Source organism: Bacteroidota bacterium, from assembly GCA_016195025.1.
In the GTDB taxonomy this organism is placed as follows: domain Bacteria; phylum Bacteroidota; class Bacteroidia; order Palsa-948; family Palsa-948; genus Palsa-948.
The window spans coordinates 208,138-225,318 of sequence record JACQAL010000036.1; the positions used below are offsets into that span (position 1 = coordinate 208,138).

15 protein-coding genes are annotated in these 17,181 nt (G+C 41.3%); 10 read left to right on the top strand and 5 right to left on the bottom strand.

The features are described 5' to 3' along the window. Positions 1-53: 53 nt before the first annotated feature. Positions 54-1,199, bottom strand: a complete 1,146-nt coding sequence (hppD, locus tag HY063_07340) for a 4-hydroxyphenylpyruvate dioxygenase (GenBank protein MBI3501591.1) — start codon at positions 1,197-1,199, stop codon at positions 54-56. Positions 1,200-1,249: 50 nt separating this feature from the next. Continuing rightward, positions 1,250-3,778: a caspase family protein gene (locus HY063_07345; protein MBI3501592.1), complete on the bottom strand. Its 2,529-nt coding sequence runs from the start codon at positions 3,776-3,778 to the stop codon at positions 1,250-1,252. Positions 3,779-3,880: 102 nt separating this feature from the next. On the opposite strand from HY063_07345, the gene HY063_07350 reads away from it, so the two are divergent. The 6 genes from HY063_07350 to HY063_07375 all read left to right on the top strand — a co-directional run bounded on the left by HY063_07350 (position 3,881) and on the right by HY063_07375 (position 10,878). Continuing rightward, positions 3,881-5,413, top strand: coding sequence for a gliding motility-associated C-terminal domain-containing protein (locus HY063_07350; GenBank protein ID MBI3501593.1), 1,533 nt, complete (start codon positions 3,881-3,883; stop codon positions 5,411-5,413). A 12-nt stretch (positions 5,414-5,425) separates the two neighbouring features. Further along, a complete protein-coding gene (locus tag HY063_07355; protein ID MBI3501594.1) occupies positions 5,426-6,370 on the top strand; it encodes a PorP/SprF family type IX secretion system membrane protein in 945 nt (314 codons plus the stop codon). Positions 6,371-6,373: 3 nt separating this feature from the next. Then, complete coding sequence (locus HY063_07360) at positions 6,374-7,726, top strand: amidohydrolase family protein (protein MBI3501595.1); 1,353 nt, start codon at positions 6,374-6,376, stop codon at positions 7,724-7,726. A 67-nt stretch (positions 7,727-7,793) separates the two neighbouring features. Continuing rightward, positions 7,794-8,606: a T9SS type A sorting domain-containing protein gene (locus HY063_07365; GenBank protein ID MBI3501596.1), complete on the top strand. Its 813-nt coding sequence runs from the start codon at positions 7,794-7,796 to the stop codon at positions 8,604-8,606. A 1-nt stretch (position 8,607) separates the two neighbouring features. Continuing rightward, entirely contained in the window at positions 8,608-9,513 is a 906-nt protein-coding gene (locus HY063_07370; protein MBI3501597.1) for a T9SS type A sorting domain-containing protein, read from the top strand. Between the two features lie 12 nt (positions 9,514-9,525). After that, positions 9,526-10,878 (top strand): T9SS type A sorting domain-containing protein, encoded by a 1,353-nt coding sequence (locus HY063_07375; protein ID MBI3501598.1) that lies wholly within the window; start codon positions 9,526-9,528, stop codon positions 10,876-10,878. Here HY063_07375 and HY063_07380 read toward each other — a convergent pair. Genes HY063_07380 through HY063_07390 form a run of 3 tightly spaced genes read right to left on the bottom strand, consistent with a single transcriptional unit; the run spans position 10,868 to position 12,764 of the window. Then, a complete protein-coding gene (locus HY063_07380; GenBank protein MBI3501599.1) occupies positions 10,868-11,644 on the bottom strand; it encodes a T9SS type A sorting domain-containing protein in 777 nt (258 codons plus the stop codon). The two genes, HY063_07375 and HY063_07380, sit on opposite strands and share 11 nt — an antisense overlap. Positions 11,645-11,695: 51 nt before the next feature. Continuing rightward, positions 11,696-12,256 carry a LemA family protein gene (locus tag HY063_07385; GenBank protein ID MBI3501600.1) on the bottom strand — a complete coding sequence of 187 codons (561 nt, stop codon included), beginning with the start codon at positions 12,254-12,256 and terminating at the stop codon, positions 11,696-11,698. Positions 12,257-12,263: 7 nt separating this feature from the next. Further along, positions 12,264-12,764 carry a ferritin gene (locus tag HY063_07390; GenBank protein ID MBI3501601.1) on the bottom strand — a complete coding sequence of 167 codons (501 nt, stop codon included), beginning with the start codon at positions 12,762-12,764 and terminating at the stop codon, positions 12,264-12,266. Positions 12,765-12,873: 109 nt separating this feature from the next. Here HY063_07390 and HY063_07395 point away from each other — a divergent pair, with 109 nt between their 5' ends. The 4 genes from HY063_07395 (at position 12,874) to rpsI (ending at position 17,181) form a co-directional block, all read left to right on the top strand. Continuing rightward, complete coding sequence (locus HY063_07395) at positions 12,874-13,806, top strand: hypothetical protein (GenBank protein MBI3501602.1); 933 nt, start codon at positions 12,874-12,876, stop codon at positions 13,804-13,806. A gap of 84 nt (positions 13,807-13,890) precedes the next feature. Next, positions 13,891-16,062 carry a ribonuclease R gene (rnr, locus tag HY063_07400; protein ID MBI3501603.1) on the top strand — a complete coding sequence of 724 codons (2,172 nt, stop codon included), beginning with the start codon at positions 13,891-13,893 and terminating at the stop codon, positions 16,060-16,062. A gap of 221 nt (positions 16,063-16,283) precedes the next feature. Then, on the top strand, positions 16,284-16,748 hold the full coding sequence (gene rplM / locus HY063_07405; protein MBI3501604.1) for a 50S ribosomal protein L13: 465 nt from the start codon (positions 16,284-16,286) through the stop codon (positions 16,746-16,748). A 40-nt stretch (positions 16,749-16,788) separates the two neighbouring features. Then, on the top strand, positions 16,789-17,181 hold the full coding sequence (gene rpsI, locus HY063_07410) for a 30S ribosomal protein S9 (protein ID MBI3501605.1): 393 nt from the start codon (positions 16,789-16,791) through the stop codon (positions 17,179-17,181).

The following is a 17,181-nucleotide window of genomic DNA, read 5'->3' on the forward strand; positions in this document are numbered from 1 at the left end:
AATACAAAAGGCAATTCAATCCGCAATTTTGTCAATTCGCAATCCGAAATATTTTAGAGTGTTCCGCGCTGCTCCTGCTCGCGTTCAATTGCTTCAAACAACGCTTTGAAATTTCCTTTGCCGAAACTTTTCGCGCCTTTGCGCTGGATGATTTCAAAAAACACGGTCGGGCGGTCTTCTACAGGTTTTGTAAAAAGTTGCAGCAAATATCCTTCTTCATCCCGGTCAACAAGAATATTTAATTTTTTTATTTGCTCAATGTCTTCATCAATTTTCCCCACTCGTGCAAACAAATCATCATAATAAGTTTCGGGCACGTAAAGAAAATCTACTCCGCGTTTGCGAAGCTCCGTCACTGTAAAAATAATATCTTCTGTCAACAGCGCAATGTGCTGCACTCCTCCGCTTTTATAAAATTCAAGGTACTCGTCAATCTGAGATTTCTTTTTTCCTTTTGCCGGTTCGTTAATAGGAAATTTCACATAGCCGTTTCCGTTAGAAACCACTTTGCTCATCAGCGCGGTATATTCAGTGGAAATATCTTTGTCATCAAAAGTGATTAGCAATTTAAATCCCATTACATCTTCATAAAATTTCACCCACTGATTCATTTGCCCGAGATCCACATTTCCTACGCAATGGTCAACCACTTTCAATCCGACAGAAGAGGTTTTGATTAATGATTTTGCAGGTTTGTATCCGGGAAGAAAAACTCCTTTGTAATTTTTTCTTTCCACAAATGTGTGAATGGTTTCACCGTATGTGTGAATGGAAGAAACTTTTACTTCTCCAAATTCATCTTTGAAAGTTTGCGGAGGAGAAAATGGTTTTGCTCCGCGCTTCACCGTTTCGTTGAAAGATTTTTCCGCATCATCCACCCACAGTGCAAGCACTTTCACACCATCGCCATGCTTTGCAACGTGCTTTGTGATTTCGCTGTTCGGGTCAAGCGAAGTAGTGAGCACCAAACGGATTTTTCCCTGCTGAAGCACATACGATGCTCGGTCTTTCATTCCTGTTTCCAATCCTGCATACGCCACAAGTTCATAGCCCCAGGCAGATTGATAATAGTAAGCAGATTGTTTCGCGTTACCAACATAAAATTCTACATAATCGGTTCCGTTGAGCGGAAGAAAATCAGGGCTGCCATTTTTATGAAGCTCCTGAAGTTTATTTATTGGTTCTGTTTTGGTAGCCATTGAAAAAATTTATGTGCTGGTTACTTGAAACATTTTTTACAGCCGTTGATTTATTTCTTAATAAAAATAAACTGCCCGCCTTCATCGCCCGTGTTTTTCACAGGAGCGAGCTTTGGACTTTGCTCAGAATTATTGATGACAGGAATTTTTATTTTGTTGTATACCTGTCCGGCATCTAAAAATTTATTGTCATTCTCTCCAAGTGTTTTCAAAAAATAGTAGGCGAAAACGGAATGACCGTCTTTTCCACCGTCCATCACGGGTTCAATTCCTCCGGAAGTCATTGCTTGTCTTGATGCAAGTCCGTGAACTTCTTTGTAATATTTTTCTGATTCTTCAAAGGGAACAGTTACGGTGTTTCCGCGGAAAATATCTCCGCTGAAGCAGGCATCGGCAACGAGCAAAGTGTGTTTGGATTTTATTCCACCGAGATACGCCTGCAAATCGGCATTCGAAATATAGTTGGCAACCGAATTTGTTTTCGCATCCACCGGAACCCAGAAACCTTTGTTCAGCTCCTGCTTGTATTCTCCGTGCCCGGAATAATAAATGAACACGTTGTCTTCGGGCTTCGCATTCTTTGCCAGTAAATCAAACGCGTCAATAATATTCACGCGCGTTGCCTGGTCATCGTACATCGTTTTGAAATCATCAAACTTGTATTTTGATTTCAGCATTGCCTCGATTGCTTTTGCATCGGCAACTGCATTTTGCAATGGAGGCCAGGTACCGGAATATTTATTCACGCCAATAATGAGCGCGTAATATTTTCCAATCACCATGTCTTTTGATTTGGAAACATTCAATCCCTTCAGCGGGTCTCCGCTTCCTCTATATAAAGGTTTCTCGGGAAGTTCGGCAGGCGCGGTGTTTTGCGCAATGGCAATATCCGTTGTGGGAAGCGGCTCGTTCATTTTCACTTCGAGCACCAAATCATTTGCGTTCGAGTATGCTCCTTCTAAATTCAAACCGATATTTATTTTTTGTTTATTGAAATCTTTGTTGGCATAAAACTCTACGGAGATTTCTTTTTCTTCTCCCGAAGAAATCGAAGGAACCATTTCAGAAAGTTTGTTCACCGCCATCACGTTCGGAGGAAAAATATAACTCACCTTCACATTTTTCGCGGCACCGCTTGAAGTGTTTTTCAATTTCAGTTTCAAAGTAATTGGCGCACCCTGCTCTGCTTTTCCGGTTGCCGAACTATAGGCGTGAGAAGTTACGCTCACAAAACTATAGCTCACTCCTCCGCGCGTTTGAAAAGGAATTTTAAACTGCGGAACAGTATATCCATTCGCATCAGAAATATCAACTATGAAATTTCCCGCCATTGTTTCAAGCGTGGAATCGGTGTGAATGGGAAGCGAAACACCGGTGAATTTTTCCGCATCCAAATTTCCGATGTTCACTTCCTTATCGAAAGTCAAACCAACAATAGTTTGGTCAATGGAAACTTTTGCTACAAGATTATACGCCTGCCCTTTGCCGGAATTTTTCAAAGTGAAATTTATTTTCGGGTTCTCAGGATTTTCAATCATGCCGTTGTGATTATCCTCAATCAAAACTGTGTTTATCACAGAAAGTTTCGGGTCGCCAGCATCTTTCATAAATTTTTTCTTTCCAATTTTCAGAGCGGAAACATCCCAGATCTTTAAGCTCATATCCTTACTCACGGAAATAAAATATTTTCCGTTATCGGCAAAAGCAATTCCCGTTACATCTCCATCGTGCGCTGCAAATTCTTTCGTTAATGCTTTTGTTTCAATATTCCAGACAATGATTTTTTTATCAGCACCCGCAGCCGCAATGTATTGCACATCGGGAGAAAAAGAAACTGAATTCACCTGCGATTTAAAATTTGTTTCGGCAAATTTATTTCCCGAAGCCGCTTCCCATATAATTACTTTCCCATTCGAACCGCCCGAAGCAATATATTTTCCATCGGCACTCCATGCAACAGCAGTTGCTTCTTTTGAATCGGCATCAAAACTTTTTTTCATTTCGCCTGTGCCTGCTTCCCAGATTTTTACTGTGTTATCTGAAGAAGCAGTGGCAATAGATTTTCCATCGGGACTGAACACAGCGCCATTCACAGCTTTAGCATGCTTCAGTGTGAAAAGCGAACCGCTTCCGTTCGCATCCCAAATTTTTGCAGAACCATCCTTTGAAGAAGTTACGATATAATCGCTGATGGGGTTGAATGAAATCGCAGTTATATCGAGCGTGTGTTCTTTCGTCAATGCCTTTTTGTATTTCATTTCCTTCACATCAAAAATTGTGACCTTGGCGTCTGAAGTTCCCGCAGCAAAAATTTTTGCGCCTGCATTGAAAGCAACAGCCGTTACTGGTCCGGATAAGGCAAATATTTTTGTCGGATCACCGGTCTTGGCATCTCTCAGGCAAACACGTTTATCAGCTCCTCCGGTAAGCATCCATGCACCGTCACTGCTGATGGCAGTAGAAAGAATTTCTGCGCTGTGCGCTCCGTCTTTATCTTTCCACAAATCCTGCGCAGAAGTGCTAATTAAAAAGGAAAAATTAAAAATTAAAAATGTAAATACGAATGGATTGTTTTTCATCTTGCTAAATTTGATTTTTGAACTGTGAAGTTAATAAAAAATATTACTACATTCGTCCTCTCTTAATGCTCTTATTTTTGTCAATACTTTTTTAAAATAAAAATGAAACAAAAGATAATTTGTCTTTCTGCGGTTCTTTGCTTGCTGCAAGGTGCCGTTTGTTTTTCCCAAGCCCTTAATTTCACCGACACGCCTAAAGCATGTGCAGGGCAAATGACCACGCTGGTGGCTTCTTCCATGGCGCAGGGCGATTCGGTTACTTCGTGGAGCTGGGATTTGAACAATGACGGAATATTTGGCGATGCCAACGGAAAAATAATTTCTTATCTCTTCTCTGCTCCCGATTCTGTGAATGTCGGGCTTGCGGTTGTAACAAAATCGGGCGCGATGGACACCGCAGTAAAATTTATTGTGCTGAACCCGCTTCCGAATGTAAACTTTTTTACGAGCATTCTCTGTGAAGGGCAGCAAGCAACTTTTACAAGCACTTCCACCATTTCAACTGGAAGCATCACCCAGTATCAATGGGACTTTGACAACAATAACACGATAGATTTTACTGGAAATCCTGCTACTTACGTTTGCGGTCCCGCGCAAACATATATTGCAAAACTTATTTGTGTGTCTGACAAGGGATGCACCTCATATAATCAGAAAACAACTACAGTGAATCCAAATCCGGTTGCTTCTTTCACCAGCGCAAATGCCTGCATGAATGCAAATGCAACTTTCACAAACACCAGCACTGCGACCAATTTGGATTTTTATAAATGGAATTTCGGTGACGGGAACAGTAATTCCACTCAGGGAAACGCCACTCATACTTACACAACTGCCGGAACTTATACGGTAGATTTAATTGCAGTTACTCTGCAGGGGTGCAGGGATACAACTTCTGGCGCAATAATAATCAATCCTCTTCCTTCTGTTTCCATTTCCGGAAACGTAAATCTTTGCATGGGTGATGCTGACATTCTCACCGCTTCCGGTGGAACAAGTTATGCGTGGAGCACAGGCGCAAGCACTGCTTCCATTTCTGTTACTCCCACTGCAAGTTCTTCTTATTCGGTTACCGCTACAGATGGAAACGGATGTTCGGCATCAACTTCTGCAATGATTACACCGAATCCCCTGCCAATGATTTCCATTTCCGGAAAAGATACCATCCGCGAAGGAAAGAGCGTTGAACTGATTGCCAATGGCGGAACTTCTTATTCGTGGTGGACAAAAGATTCCATGTTCAACAACAACACCAATGATTTGGTTGTGTATGCAAGCGGAACCTATTATGTAAAAGGAACTGACCTTAATGGCTGTTCGGCAACCGACAGTATTACCATTTATCCTGAAAATCCGGACGTGGTCACAGTTTCCGGATTCATCATCACTCCGAATGACGATGGTAAAAATGACTTCCTGTGGATAGATAATGTTTCTGAATATCAAAACTGCGATGTGAAAATTTTTAACTCGTGGAATGCGCAGGTGTTCAACATAACCGGCTACAATAACAAAGATGTGGTATGGAAAGGAACAAACGCAAGCGGAGCACCGCTGCCGGCTGGCGCTTATTATTACATTATTCAATGCGATGACAAACCCACGGTGAAAGGAAATATTAATATTCTCAGATAAAAAATATTTACGATGATACACAGAATTTTACTTTTCGCTTCCGGCTTCTGGCTTCTGGCTTCTGGCGGTTTCGCGCAGCAACTTCCGCTGAGCAATCAATATACCGTCAACAAATTTGCGCTCTCACCTGCCTATGCGGGAACCGGAGATGCGTTTGAAATTTTCGGAACCTACCGGAAGGACTGGGCAAACGTAGCAGCGGCTCCGGAATACAAAGTGATTTCTGCAAACGGAATGTGCTGCAAAAACATGGGCTTTGGCGGAATGATTGCCAGCCAGAAAGCAGGCATCTTCGAAAATCTTTCCGCATCGGCAAGTTATGCGTATCACGCAAAACTTTCGGGAGAACATATTTTAAGTTTTGGACTTTCGCTGGGTTTATTGGAAAGTCACATTAATCTTGCCGGAGCAGCCGGACAAATGGACGACCCGGTGGTGCTGAACAATGCGAATGTAAATTCAATGGTGTTCGATACCGGCTTTGGAATTTTATACCGCTTCAAAAATTTGCACGCAGGAATTTCTCTTCCGAGAATGCTTAGCAGTAAAATAAAAAATTCGGAAGGCACAGCTGTTTATACACTTGCCGCGCAGCAGCAGTTCAACATCGGATATAAATATTCCATCAACAAAGATTGGGTGATTGACCCGCTTGTAAAAGTTTCGATGGTGAAAAATGTTCCTGCATTTTATGAAGTTGCCATTCCGGTTATCTATAAAAATACGATTTGGGTTGCGCCCATCTATAAAAAAACTTCCATGGCATTTGGCCTTGGCGGAAAGCCCTACGATAATTTTATTGCTCAGTACTCTTATGAATTTTCTTCCAGCGGAATTATGGGTCAATCGGGCGGCACGCATGAAATCACCATCGGGTGGAGAATGCATGCGAAGAAAAAATCGGAAGTGCCCGCGCCCGATAAAAAGAAACCTTACTTCGACTGGATTCTGAAATAGATTATGAATTACAAGTTGCAGGTTACAGGTTGCAAATTCTTTCATGCAGTTTTACTTTTTACTTTTTCATTTTTAATTTTTAATTCGGGATTCTCACAAAATCCTATCCCCGCTCCTGCGCAAACAAAAAGTATTTTGCTGATGAATGGCATTGCGCACATCGGAAACGGAAAAGTGATTGAGAACTCTGCTATTGGTTTTAAGGATGGAAAAATAATTTTGATTGCTGACGCGACAACCATTCGTCTTCAATCGGGCGCATACGATACGACAATTAATATTCAAGGCAAACATGTTTATCCCGGAATCATTGCAGCAAACTCCACGCTTGGCTTAGCAGAAATCGGAGCCGTGCGCGCCACGCTCGATTATTCCGAAACCGGAAATTATAATCCGCATGTTCGAAGCGTGACTTCTTACAACAGCGATTCAAAAATTCCTCCAACTGCACGCCCAAACGGAATCCTCATAGCGCAAATTACTCCGCGCGGAGGAGTTGTTTCAGGAACTTCTTCCATTCTCGAACTCGATGGGTGGAACTGGGAAGATATGGCGATGAAAACTGATGATGGCATTCACCTCAACTGGCCCAAAATGTTCAAGCGCGACTGGGAAAAAAGCGAAGATGCAAATGAAATTGCCCCGCTGAAAAAAAGCGATGACTATGACAAGCAGAAAAATGAAATGAAAAAATTCTTCACTGATGCGAAAGCATACAGCGAAATTATTCCTTCAGAAAAAAATCTGCGGCTTGAAGCCATGAAGGGAGTTTTCTCCGAAGCAAAAACTCTTTTCATTCACGTTAGTTACGTAAAAGAAATCGAGGATGCAGTTCATTTCGCCAAAGAAAACGGAGTGAAGAAAATGGTGATTGTTGGCGGAGAAGATTCCTGGCTCGTCACCGATTTGCTGAAAGAAAATAATGTGGCGGTAATGCTCAACCGCGTTCACGATTTGCCGAACAGAACCGATGACGATATTGATTTGCCCTATAAAACCCCATCTCTTCTGCAAAAAGCCGGAGTACTTTTCTGTTTGCAAAACGCAGGTGACATGGAACAAATTCAAACGCGCAACATTCCTTTTCTTGCAGGAACTGCTGCGGCTTATGGATTGACAAAAGAAGAAGCGCTTGCTTCCGTCACATTGAACACAGCAAAAATTCTGGGAATAGATTCTAAAGTCGGCTCGCTCGAAGAAGGAAAAGACGCCACGCTTTTTATTTCCACCGGTGATGCGCTCGATATGAAATCAAACAACGTGGAATTGGCTTTCATACGCGGAAAAAAACTTAACCTCTCCAACGAGCAGAACGCGCTGTACGAAAAATATAAAATGAAATACGTAATTAAGTAAAAAATTTTCCATTTGGATATTTTCTTTTTTTATTCTTACTTTGCCTGTTCATTTTTAATTTTATTTCATGAAAAAAATTACTCTGCCTGTTATTTGCGCAACTTTTTTGTTTGTCGGCTATAAAAATTTGCCGGAGCCGATGAGCAATGGCGCACCCGAAAGCAGCACCGCTGCGCCCGGTGAACGGCATTGCGCCACCAGCGGATGCCACGCAACATTTCCCATCAACAGCGGAAACGCAAATGTTTCTATATATATAGGAAGCGGCACTACTCATTATGAACCCGGGAAAAAATATCCGGTTTCTGTTTCTATTTCCAGTGCGGGAAAAATGCGTTTTGGTTTTCAGTTAACCGTGCTCAAAAATTCTGACAACACTCCTGCCGGAACAATTTCGCTTACGGATACAAAACGAACGCAACTTCAGGCGGGTTTCGGAAATTTTTCCGAACGGAAATATATTACGTATACTTATGAAGGAACAAATGCCACAGCAACCGGCCTCGGCAAATGGGATTTTGAATGGACAGCACCTGAAACAAACGAGGGTGATGTTTCATTTTATGCAGCAGTTATTGAAGCAAACAACGATGGAACTGATGATGGCGATTACGCCTATACAAGAAAAATTTCCATTGCCGCTCCCGAAACTTTCTGGAAAATTTTTCCGACTGTAAGCAGTTCACAGTTCAATGTTCAAAGTTCAGAGTTAGTAATTGACCTTTTAAAAATTTATACTTCTTCCGGAGAAATAGTTTATGAAAAAACAAACATCGAACCCGGAACGCTGAACCTTGAACTTTCTCAAAGCGGAATTTATTTTGTTTCTGTTTCCCATGATGGGAAAACAGAAGTTCAAAAAATTTTAATCGCCCGTTGAAATGAAAAAGAAATCACTCCTTATAAATATTTTTTTGCTGTCGGCAGTAGGATTAATTTCATTTTCTGCTATGGAAAATGAAAACGTACACGAACCGAATCAGAAAAGCGCTGGAGGCCCGCCCTATAACACCAATGCGCCCACTGAAAAAACCTGCAGCGGAACGGAAGGTACAAACTCCTGCCATAGCGGAGGAACTCCTGATAACACGGGTCCTGCAACTTGTTCCATTATTTCCAGCGGAGGAACCTTGTATGTTCCCGGACAAACATATACCATTACGCCAACCATTACACATCAAACAAGAACTCGTTTTGGATTTCAATTTACAGCAAGGGTGCTGAGCAATAATTCCAATGCAGGAGCCATTACAATCACCGATACAACCGACACATGGAGCCAGTTTCCCGGCTACGGAAATTGCCAGACCTGCGAGTTTGCTTTGCATAAAAAAGCCGGCACTTATTTTTCAAACACCACCGGCTCGTGGAATTTTCTCTGGACTGCGCCTTCTTCCAATGTGGGAAACATTCGCTTGTATGCCTGCTTTCTTGCTGCAAACAATAACAATACGAATGATTCGGGAGATGAATGTTATTACACAACACTTACGCTCACTCCAAGCGGAACGGGCATACATGAGCAATCTGATTTTTCTTCTTCAATAACTATTTATCCTAATCCCTCTTCAGAAATTATTAATCTGAGTTTTTATTCTTCGGGCGGGGAAATAAAAATAGAATTGCTCGACATGGCTGGAAAACAAACTTCTATTCTTTATTCCGGCAAAAATTCTGCAGGAGAAGTGAAAAAAAGTTTTGATGTGAATAAATTTACACGGGGAATTTACTGGCTCAAAATTTCTTCTGCTGAAAAAACTACATCGAAAAAAATAATTCTGCTTTAAAATCAGTTACGCTTGAGTAAAAAAATATTTTTTTCTTTTTCTTTTTCTTTTTTATTTTTCTTCTGCTATTCCCATGCGCAGTCGTGGCAAAATTGCGGAAGCGGATTTAATTATTACGCTACCGTTCTGCTCAGCGATACCATTAGCGGAAATTTAATTGCGGGCGGAGAATTTGACACTGCCGATGGAAATGTTTGTTCGCGCATTTCACAATGGAACGGAATAAACTGGGATACTATCGGCACTGGCTTGTCAAACGGCTATGTAAATGCGCTTGCAGTTTACAACAGTCAGTTGTATGCGGGCGGCTCTTTCACAAATGCAGGAAACAAAAGCAGAAAATTTTTTACGCGGTGGAACGGCACGGATTGGGATTCGCTCACTTTCACAACCGGAAATTGTTTTGTAGAAAAATTTGAAGTGTATGGCGGAGCGCTCTATGTCGGTGGAGGATTTTTATCGGCTGGAGGAATCACTGTAAATAATATTGCGCAGTTTAACGGAACACAATGGGATTCGCTGCAAAGCGGAACAAACCAGCGCGTATATGCAATGGCAGTTTACAACAACGAACTGTATGTAGGCGGAATATTTGACAGCGTGAGCGGAATTCCTGCGGCTCATATTGCGAAATGGAATGGCGCTAACTGGTCAGCAGTTGGAACTGGAACAAATAATGCGGTTTACACACTTGAAGCGCACAATGGAAAATTATATGCAGGCGGAACATTTACAATTGCGGGCAGCAATCCTGCAAATTATATTGCCGCATGGGATGGAAATAATTGGTCGCCTGTCGGAAGCGGAATGAACGGAGCGGTGAATGCGCTTTTATCCGCTGCAGGAAATTTATATGCTGGCGGTGGATTCACTATTGCCGGAGGCAACAATGCAAATTATAGTGCACAGTGGGATGGAAGTAACTGGTCAGCGCTCGGAAACGGAATGAATGCGCCCGTTCGCGCGCTCGCTGCCTACAAAACGCAATTATATGCCGCAGGAGAATTCACGCAGGCAGACGGGAATCCGGCTAATTACATTTCAAGAAGAGATTTGCTTACAGACACTGAAGAAAATAAAAATGTAAAAGAAGAAATAACTATTTATCCGAATCCGGTCCAAATGAACTCCTGCGAAACAGATTGCTTTTTTCAACTTGAAATGAATTTTGCCCTGCCGGAAAAAATTTCTGCCGATTTATTTTTTCCTGATGGAAGGTTGATTCGGCATTGTTTGCGGAAAAATATTCCTTCGGAAAGAGTTTCAGAAAAAATTCAGTTGGGAAAAAATATTCTTCCGGGAATTTATTTTCTTAAAATATATTCGGAAGAAAATGTTGCCGTCAGGAAAATAATTATTCAATAATTATTTTTTCAGCGAATGACTTGTCATTAAAATAAATTCGCAGAAAATAAATTCCTTTGGCAAATCCAACCGCAGAAAAATTTCTTTCCCATTCGCCTGATTGAATTTTTTCTTCGACAAACATTTTTACTTTCTCGCCCAAAATAGTTTCCATTTCAATTTTCAGATTCCCCGGCTCAGGAATCTTACAAGAGAGCGTAAAATTTTCCAAAGCGGGTTTTGGAAAAACGCTGAAGAAAAATTTCTCATTCAAAAAATTAGTTGCAGCAGTTGCGCAAAAAGCGCTGATGGCAGAATCTATTTTCGCGGTGTCGCCTGCAGGAAACCCAGCATTGGTAAGATATAAAATCTGGTGCGAACTTCCTGCCGCAACCACCACGGTGGGCATTCCGAATCCTCCGTAATAAGTTATTTGCGCAGCGCCCGAATCGAACGGCACGCCCGAAAATCCATTCGTGCTCTGCCATAAAGTGATGGTGCTGCACTTATACGTATTGTTGAAAGAAGTTTGATAGAACAAAACTTTGCATCCCTTTTGTTTCAACTTTTGATACAGCGGCTCAAGCGCATTTCCACCGTCAATGCAGGCGGGACAATTATTCATAAAAAATTCCATGATGACCGCCTTTCCGGAATCAAGTTCCGCGAAAAGATGGTGTGATTGCCCTGTTGCACAATCATTCTTTGTGAAATCCATTGCAGTAGTTTGTCCTATGGATATTCCAACGCCTGCAAGAGAAAAAAGAAGAGTAAAAAGTTTTTTCATTTAAAAGAAATACTTTGCATAGGTACGAAAAAGCAGGAAGAAGTCCAAATATTATTTCTGATTGAAAAGTTCTCTCACATTTACATTTTTTCTTTCCTCTGCCGGGATTTCAAAAACCGGTTTTCGCTGCAAGCCCATTAATCCTGCCACAAAATTGCTCGGGAACATTTCAATGGCGTTGTTGAATTCAGTAACAATAGTATTGTAACCGGTTCGCGAAGAAGAAATCTGTTCTTCCAAATCTCTGAGTGTATGTTGCAATTCGGTGAAGTTAGAATTCGCTTTGAGTTCAGGATAGTTTTCTGCCGACACTAAAATATTTCTTAGAAGAGGAGCAACCTGATTTGACAAAACTGTTTTTTCATCGGTGGAAATATTTCCTGAAACTGCTTTCGCCCGGAGTTCCGTAATTTTTGTGAGCGTGTCTTTTTCATAATTCATGTATTGCTGAGCGGTGGCAACAATGTTCGGAATTAAATCGTATCGTTTCTTCAGCAATGCATCCATCGTGCCAAAAGAATTTTCCACCGCATTTTTTTTCGCAATGAGAGAATTATACGTGAGTGCAAAAACGAGCGCGCTAATTCCAACTATGACAAGAAGAAAAATCATTCTTAAATTATTTTACCGCAGTTGAAAGCCCTTCCAGTTCTTTATCGAAAAGAAACATTCCGCCTTTATCTTCTCCCACCAGATTCAATCTGTCCACAATTTGTTTCGCAAGGCGCTCTTCTTCCACCTGCTCGGAAACATACCACTGCAAAAAATTATTTGTGGTGTAATCCTTTTCCGAAAGAGAAATATCCACGAGTTTATTTATTTCGGAAGAAACTGCTACTTCGTGTTTAAAAATCTGATGAAATATATCTGAAAGCGAAGTGAAATTTTTTGGCGGCTGCTTGAGTGCAGGAACTACTGCATGTCCGCTTCGTTCATTAATATATTGAAAAAGTTTCAGCATGTGCTGGCGCTCTTCACCGGAATGCGCGTAAAGAAATTTTGCCGAGCCGCTGTATCCTTTTACTTCCGCCCACGAAGCCATTGCCAGATATAATTGCGATGACATGGCTTCCGATTCTATCTGACGGTTGAGCGCGTCTTCAATTTTTTTTGAAAGCATGATGATGTGTTTTTGTTTGAAGCAAAGGTAATTTTTTTTCTATAATTCTGATTTTCGAAATGCTGTTTTTGAATTCTCTTTCACAATAAATAATCTTACATTTGCTTTAATGTTTTCGAAGAAAAAAATAATGTTGTTTTTTATTTTTTCTTTTGCCCTCCTGAACATTGTCAAAGGGCAGCCAAAAGAATATACCAAAGAGCATGGCGACAGCTTAATCAAAAAAGTTTACACGATTGATTCAAAAAAGGAAGCGGAAGACGAAGTAATAAAAATTGTAAGTTATACCGGGCTTGCGCAAAACTTTCAGATAATTGAAAGTGCCGGCATTCCCACCGCGCGCGCTTATATAAAAAAGAAGCAGCGCTACATTGAATACAATCCAAAGTTCATGCTTCGTGTGAAAGACCGAACGAAATCCGATTGGGGTTCCATCAGCGTGCTGGCGCACGAAATCGGCCACCATCTTTCGGGACATACACTGGCAAAACGAAAAGTAAACAAGCGCGAAGAAAATTTAAAAGAGGAATTGGATGCCGATAGATTTTCAGGGTTCATCCTGTATAAAATGGGCGCCACGCTCGAAGAAGCAAAACTTGCGCTCAACACAGTGGAGCTGAACAGCAATCCCGAAACGCATCCTCCGAAAACCGAACGCCTCATTGCCATTACGCTCGGCTGGCTGGACGCGAACAAACTGGAAGAAAGATATTCTGCCGACACTTCGATTACAAATCTTATCGCTTCGCTTTCTTCCGATTCAATAAAGATGAAAAAGAAAAAACCCTATGTATACAAATGTGTGATTTACGGAGACAAGAATTATTATTTTGTGGATGAAAAAAACCAGGTGCTCTCCATTGATAATTCAGGCGAGCCGTATATTGTGGGCTATAAAGTAAAATCGCATGACTTAAGTTTTGACTGGATTTTTTCCGTGCAGAGTTTGACTTACGGAGTTGATTCGCGCGGAAAAATGTGGAGCAAAACTTATGCGGGAGATTTATTTGTGGTGGGAAGAGTTTACAATATTGAACGCTGATTTGCTCATTTGATTACCTTCACGCCCGACCAAAAATATTTGGCACACTTATTTCGTCCATCCCTTAAAAGTTTTTCATAGCAAATGTCCCGCTCAAAAAAGAAAAAAGAAAAAAAGAATTTATTATTCGAAGATATTCTGAAAACCCTGCACAGCGCAGGCAAGCCGCTTAACTATAAACAAATTTCTTCCCGCCTCCAAATTGAAGACCAGCGGCAGAAAATGCTGGTGAGTTTTATTCTCCGTGATTTAACAAAGAAAAAATCTGTGCGTGAAATCGGGCACGGCAAATATCTTTTATCTGAACAGCAAACATCCAAAAACGAAGAACGATTAAAAAAATCTTCTCATCATGAAATTGGAATAGTGGATATGACTTCTTCAGGCGCTGCGTATATAATAGTAGAAGGAAAAAAACAAGACATTTATGTTGCCCCAAGAAATACACAAACTGCGATTGACGGAGATAAAGTAAAGGTGCGTTTGATTCAGGGAAGAAATAAAAAACCCGAAGGTATTATTGAAGAAGTTATCGAGCGTGCGAAATCAGAATTTGTGGGAACGGTACAACTCTCGCGCGAGTTTGCTTTTTTGGTTCCCGATAATTCGAAAATTCCCTTCGACATTCACATTCCACTGGATTTGCTCAAAGACGCGAAGGACGGACAGAAAGCGGTTGGAAAAATCATCTGCTGGGAACAAGGCAGAAAAAATCCGCAGGGAGAAATTCTCCGCGTGCTCGGTGATGCAGGAAGAAACGATACGGAGATTCACGCCATCCTCGAAGAATTTGGTTTGCCGTATACTTTTCCGAAGGAAGTAATAAAGTTTGCAGAAAGAATTCCTGAAGAAATTACACGCGAAGAAATTTCCCGCAGGAAAGATTTCAGAAATGTTACCACGTTCACCATTGACCCGTTTGACGCAAAAGATTTTGATGATGCCATTTCAGTACGCAAACTCGAAAACGGTTTCTGGGAAATTGGCGTTCACATTGCGGATGTTGCTCATTATTTAAAGGAAGGAACTGTTCTCGATAAAGAAGCATATCTGCGCGGAACTTCTGTCTATTTAGTTGACCGTGTTGTTCCCATGCTTCCCGAAAATCTTTCGAATGTTTTATGCTCGCTTCGACCGCGTGAAGAAAAACTTTGTTTCTCTGCCGTGTTTGAAATGGATGATAACGCACACGTACATAACCGCTGGTTCGGCAGAACGGTGATTGATTCCAACCGCAGATTTACCTATGAAGAAGCGCAGCAAGTAATAGAAACCGGAAAGGGAGATTTTTCCAATGAAATTCTTTTGCTCGACCGCCTTGCGAAAAAACTTCGCGCAGAAAGATTCAAAAAAGGAAGCATTGCTTTTGATAAACTTGAAATGAAATTCCACCTGGACGAAGCAGGAAATCCCACCGGAGTTTTTTTCAAACAAATGAAAGCCGCCAATCTTCTCATAGAAGATTTTATGCTGCTGGCGAATAAATCGGTCGCGGAATTTTGTTCGCCCAATTCTCACCAGAAACAATCTTCACTTCCTGCACCATTCGTTTACAGAGTTCACGACAAACCCGATTCGGAAAAACTAAAAGCGTTTGCAGAAATTGCTTCGCGCTTCGGATATAAAATAAATCTGAAGAATGAAATTACCATTGCCGAAACCATGAACAAAACGCTGAAAGAAGTTTCCGGCAAACCCGAAGCCAACATGATTGAGATGCTCGCCATCCGCACGATGGCAAAAGCAATTTATACAACGGATAATATCGGGCATTACGGGCTCGGCTTTAAACACTACACGCATTTTACCTCTCCCATCAGAAGGTATCCCGATGTGATGGTGCATCGCCTGCTTGCGCAACGGCTGTCAAATCAGAAATCCGAAATCCGAAATCCGAAATTGTTGGAAGACCAGTGCAAACATTCTTCAAACAGGGAAAAACTTGCTTCTGAAGCCGAGCGCGCTTCTATTCGTTACAAGCAAGTTCAGTATTTGAAAAACAGGGTGGGCGAAGAGTTTGAAGGAATGATTTCAGGTGTAACCGAATGGGGAATTTTTGTTGAGCTGACAGAAAACCGTTGCGAAGGACTTGTACGAATGAAAGATTTGCCCCAGCAATATTTTTTAGACGAACGGAATTATTGCCTTATTAACCGAAAGACAAAACAAAAACTTACGCTTGGCGATAAAGTGAGAATAGAAGTCAAGAAAGCAGACATGATTAAGAAGCAGTTAGATTTTATTTTACTCGGATGATCCTTCATTATCATTGCGAAAATCAGAGTGTTTCTAAAGATTTTTTCTGCTTATAAATCCAAAATACTTATTATATTCGCAACCCTTTTGTAAAATCTGCGAAAAGCGAAAACGGTACGAACAATACGAAAAGGAAAACCAAACTCCGATTAGTAAATTAGTACCGATTCGTAGATTAGTAGATAACAATGGAGAATGAACAATAAAATAACGAACGTATAATGGAAACACGCAGTTACAGAACAAATGTCAACATTGACACCGAAAAAAAATCGTGGCTTTTGATTGACGCAGAGAATCAAACCCTCGGGCGACTTGCTTCAAAAGTGGCTTATCTTTTAAGAGGAAAGCACAAATCCGATTTTACTCCTCATTTGAACACGGGAGATAATGTAATCGTTATCAACGCACGCAAAGTTCGCTTCACCGGAAAAAAATTTACCGATAAAGTTTATGTGCGTCACACCGGTTATCCGGGCGGGCAGCGTTACGCAACGCCAAGAACGTTGCTTCAGGATAAACCTGAATACGTGATTGAACGCGCAGTGAAAAAAATGCTTCCTCAAACCAAACTGGGAGAAGATATTTTTAGAAATCTTCACGTGTTTGCCGATGCTCAGCATACGCATGACGCACAGCAGCCCAAAGTAATTGATCTGAAAAAACTTTTAGAGAAAAACAAATAACTATTAACCCAATCATTCAACCACTCATTAACTTTTAAGAATGGAATTAATTCAAACAGTAGGAAGGCGCAAACGCTCCGTAGCCCGCGCACTCGTTACAAAAGGCAGCGGAAAAATCACCATCAACAAAAAAGAATCGAAGCTGTATTTTCCTTCGATGGTTTTGCATTCAAAGGTAACCCAGCCGCTGGTGAAACTCGATTCGCTGAACAAATATGACATTGACATTACTGTGAATGGAGGAGGAACCACCGGGCAATCAGAAGCCATCCGCCTGGCGATTGCGAGAGCCATGGTGAAAATTGATGCCAGCCCTGAAACAAAAAAATTACTTCGTGCAGATGGAATGATGACCCGCGATATGCGCAAAGTGGAACGCAAAAAACCCGGACAGAAAAAAGCACGCAAACGATTCCAGTTCACTAAACGTTAA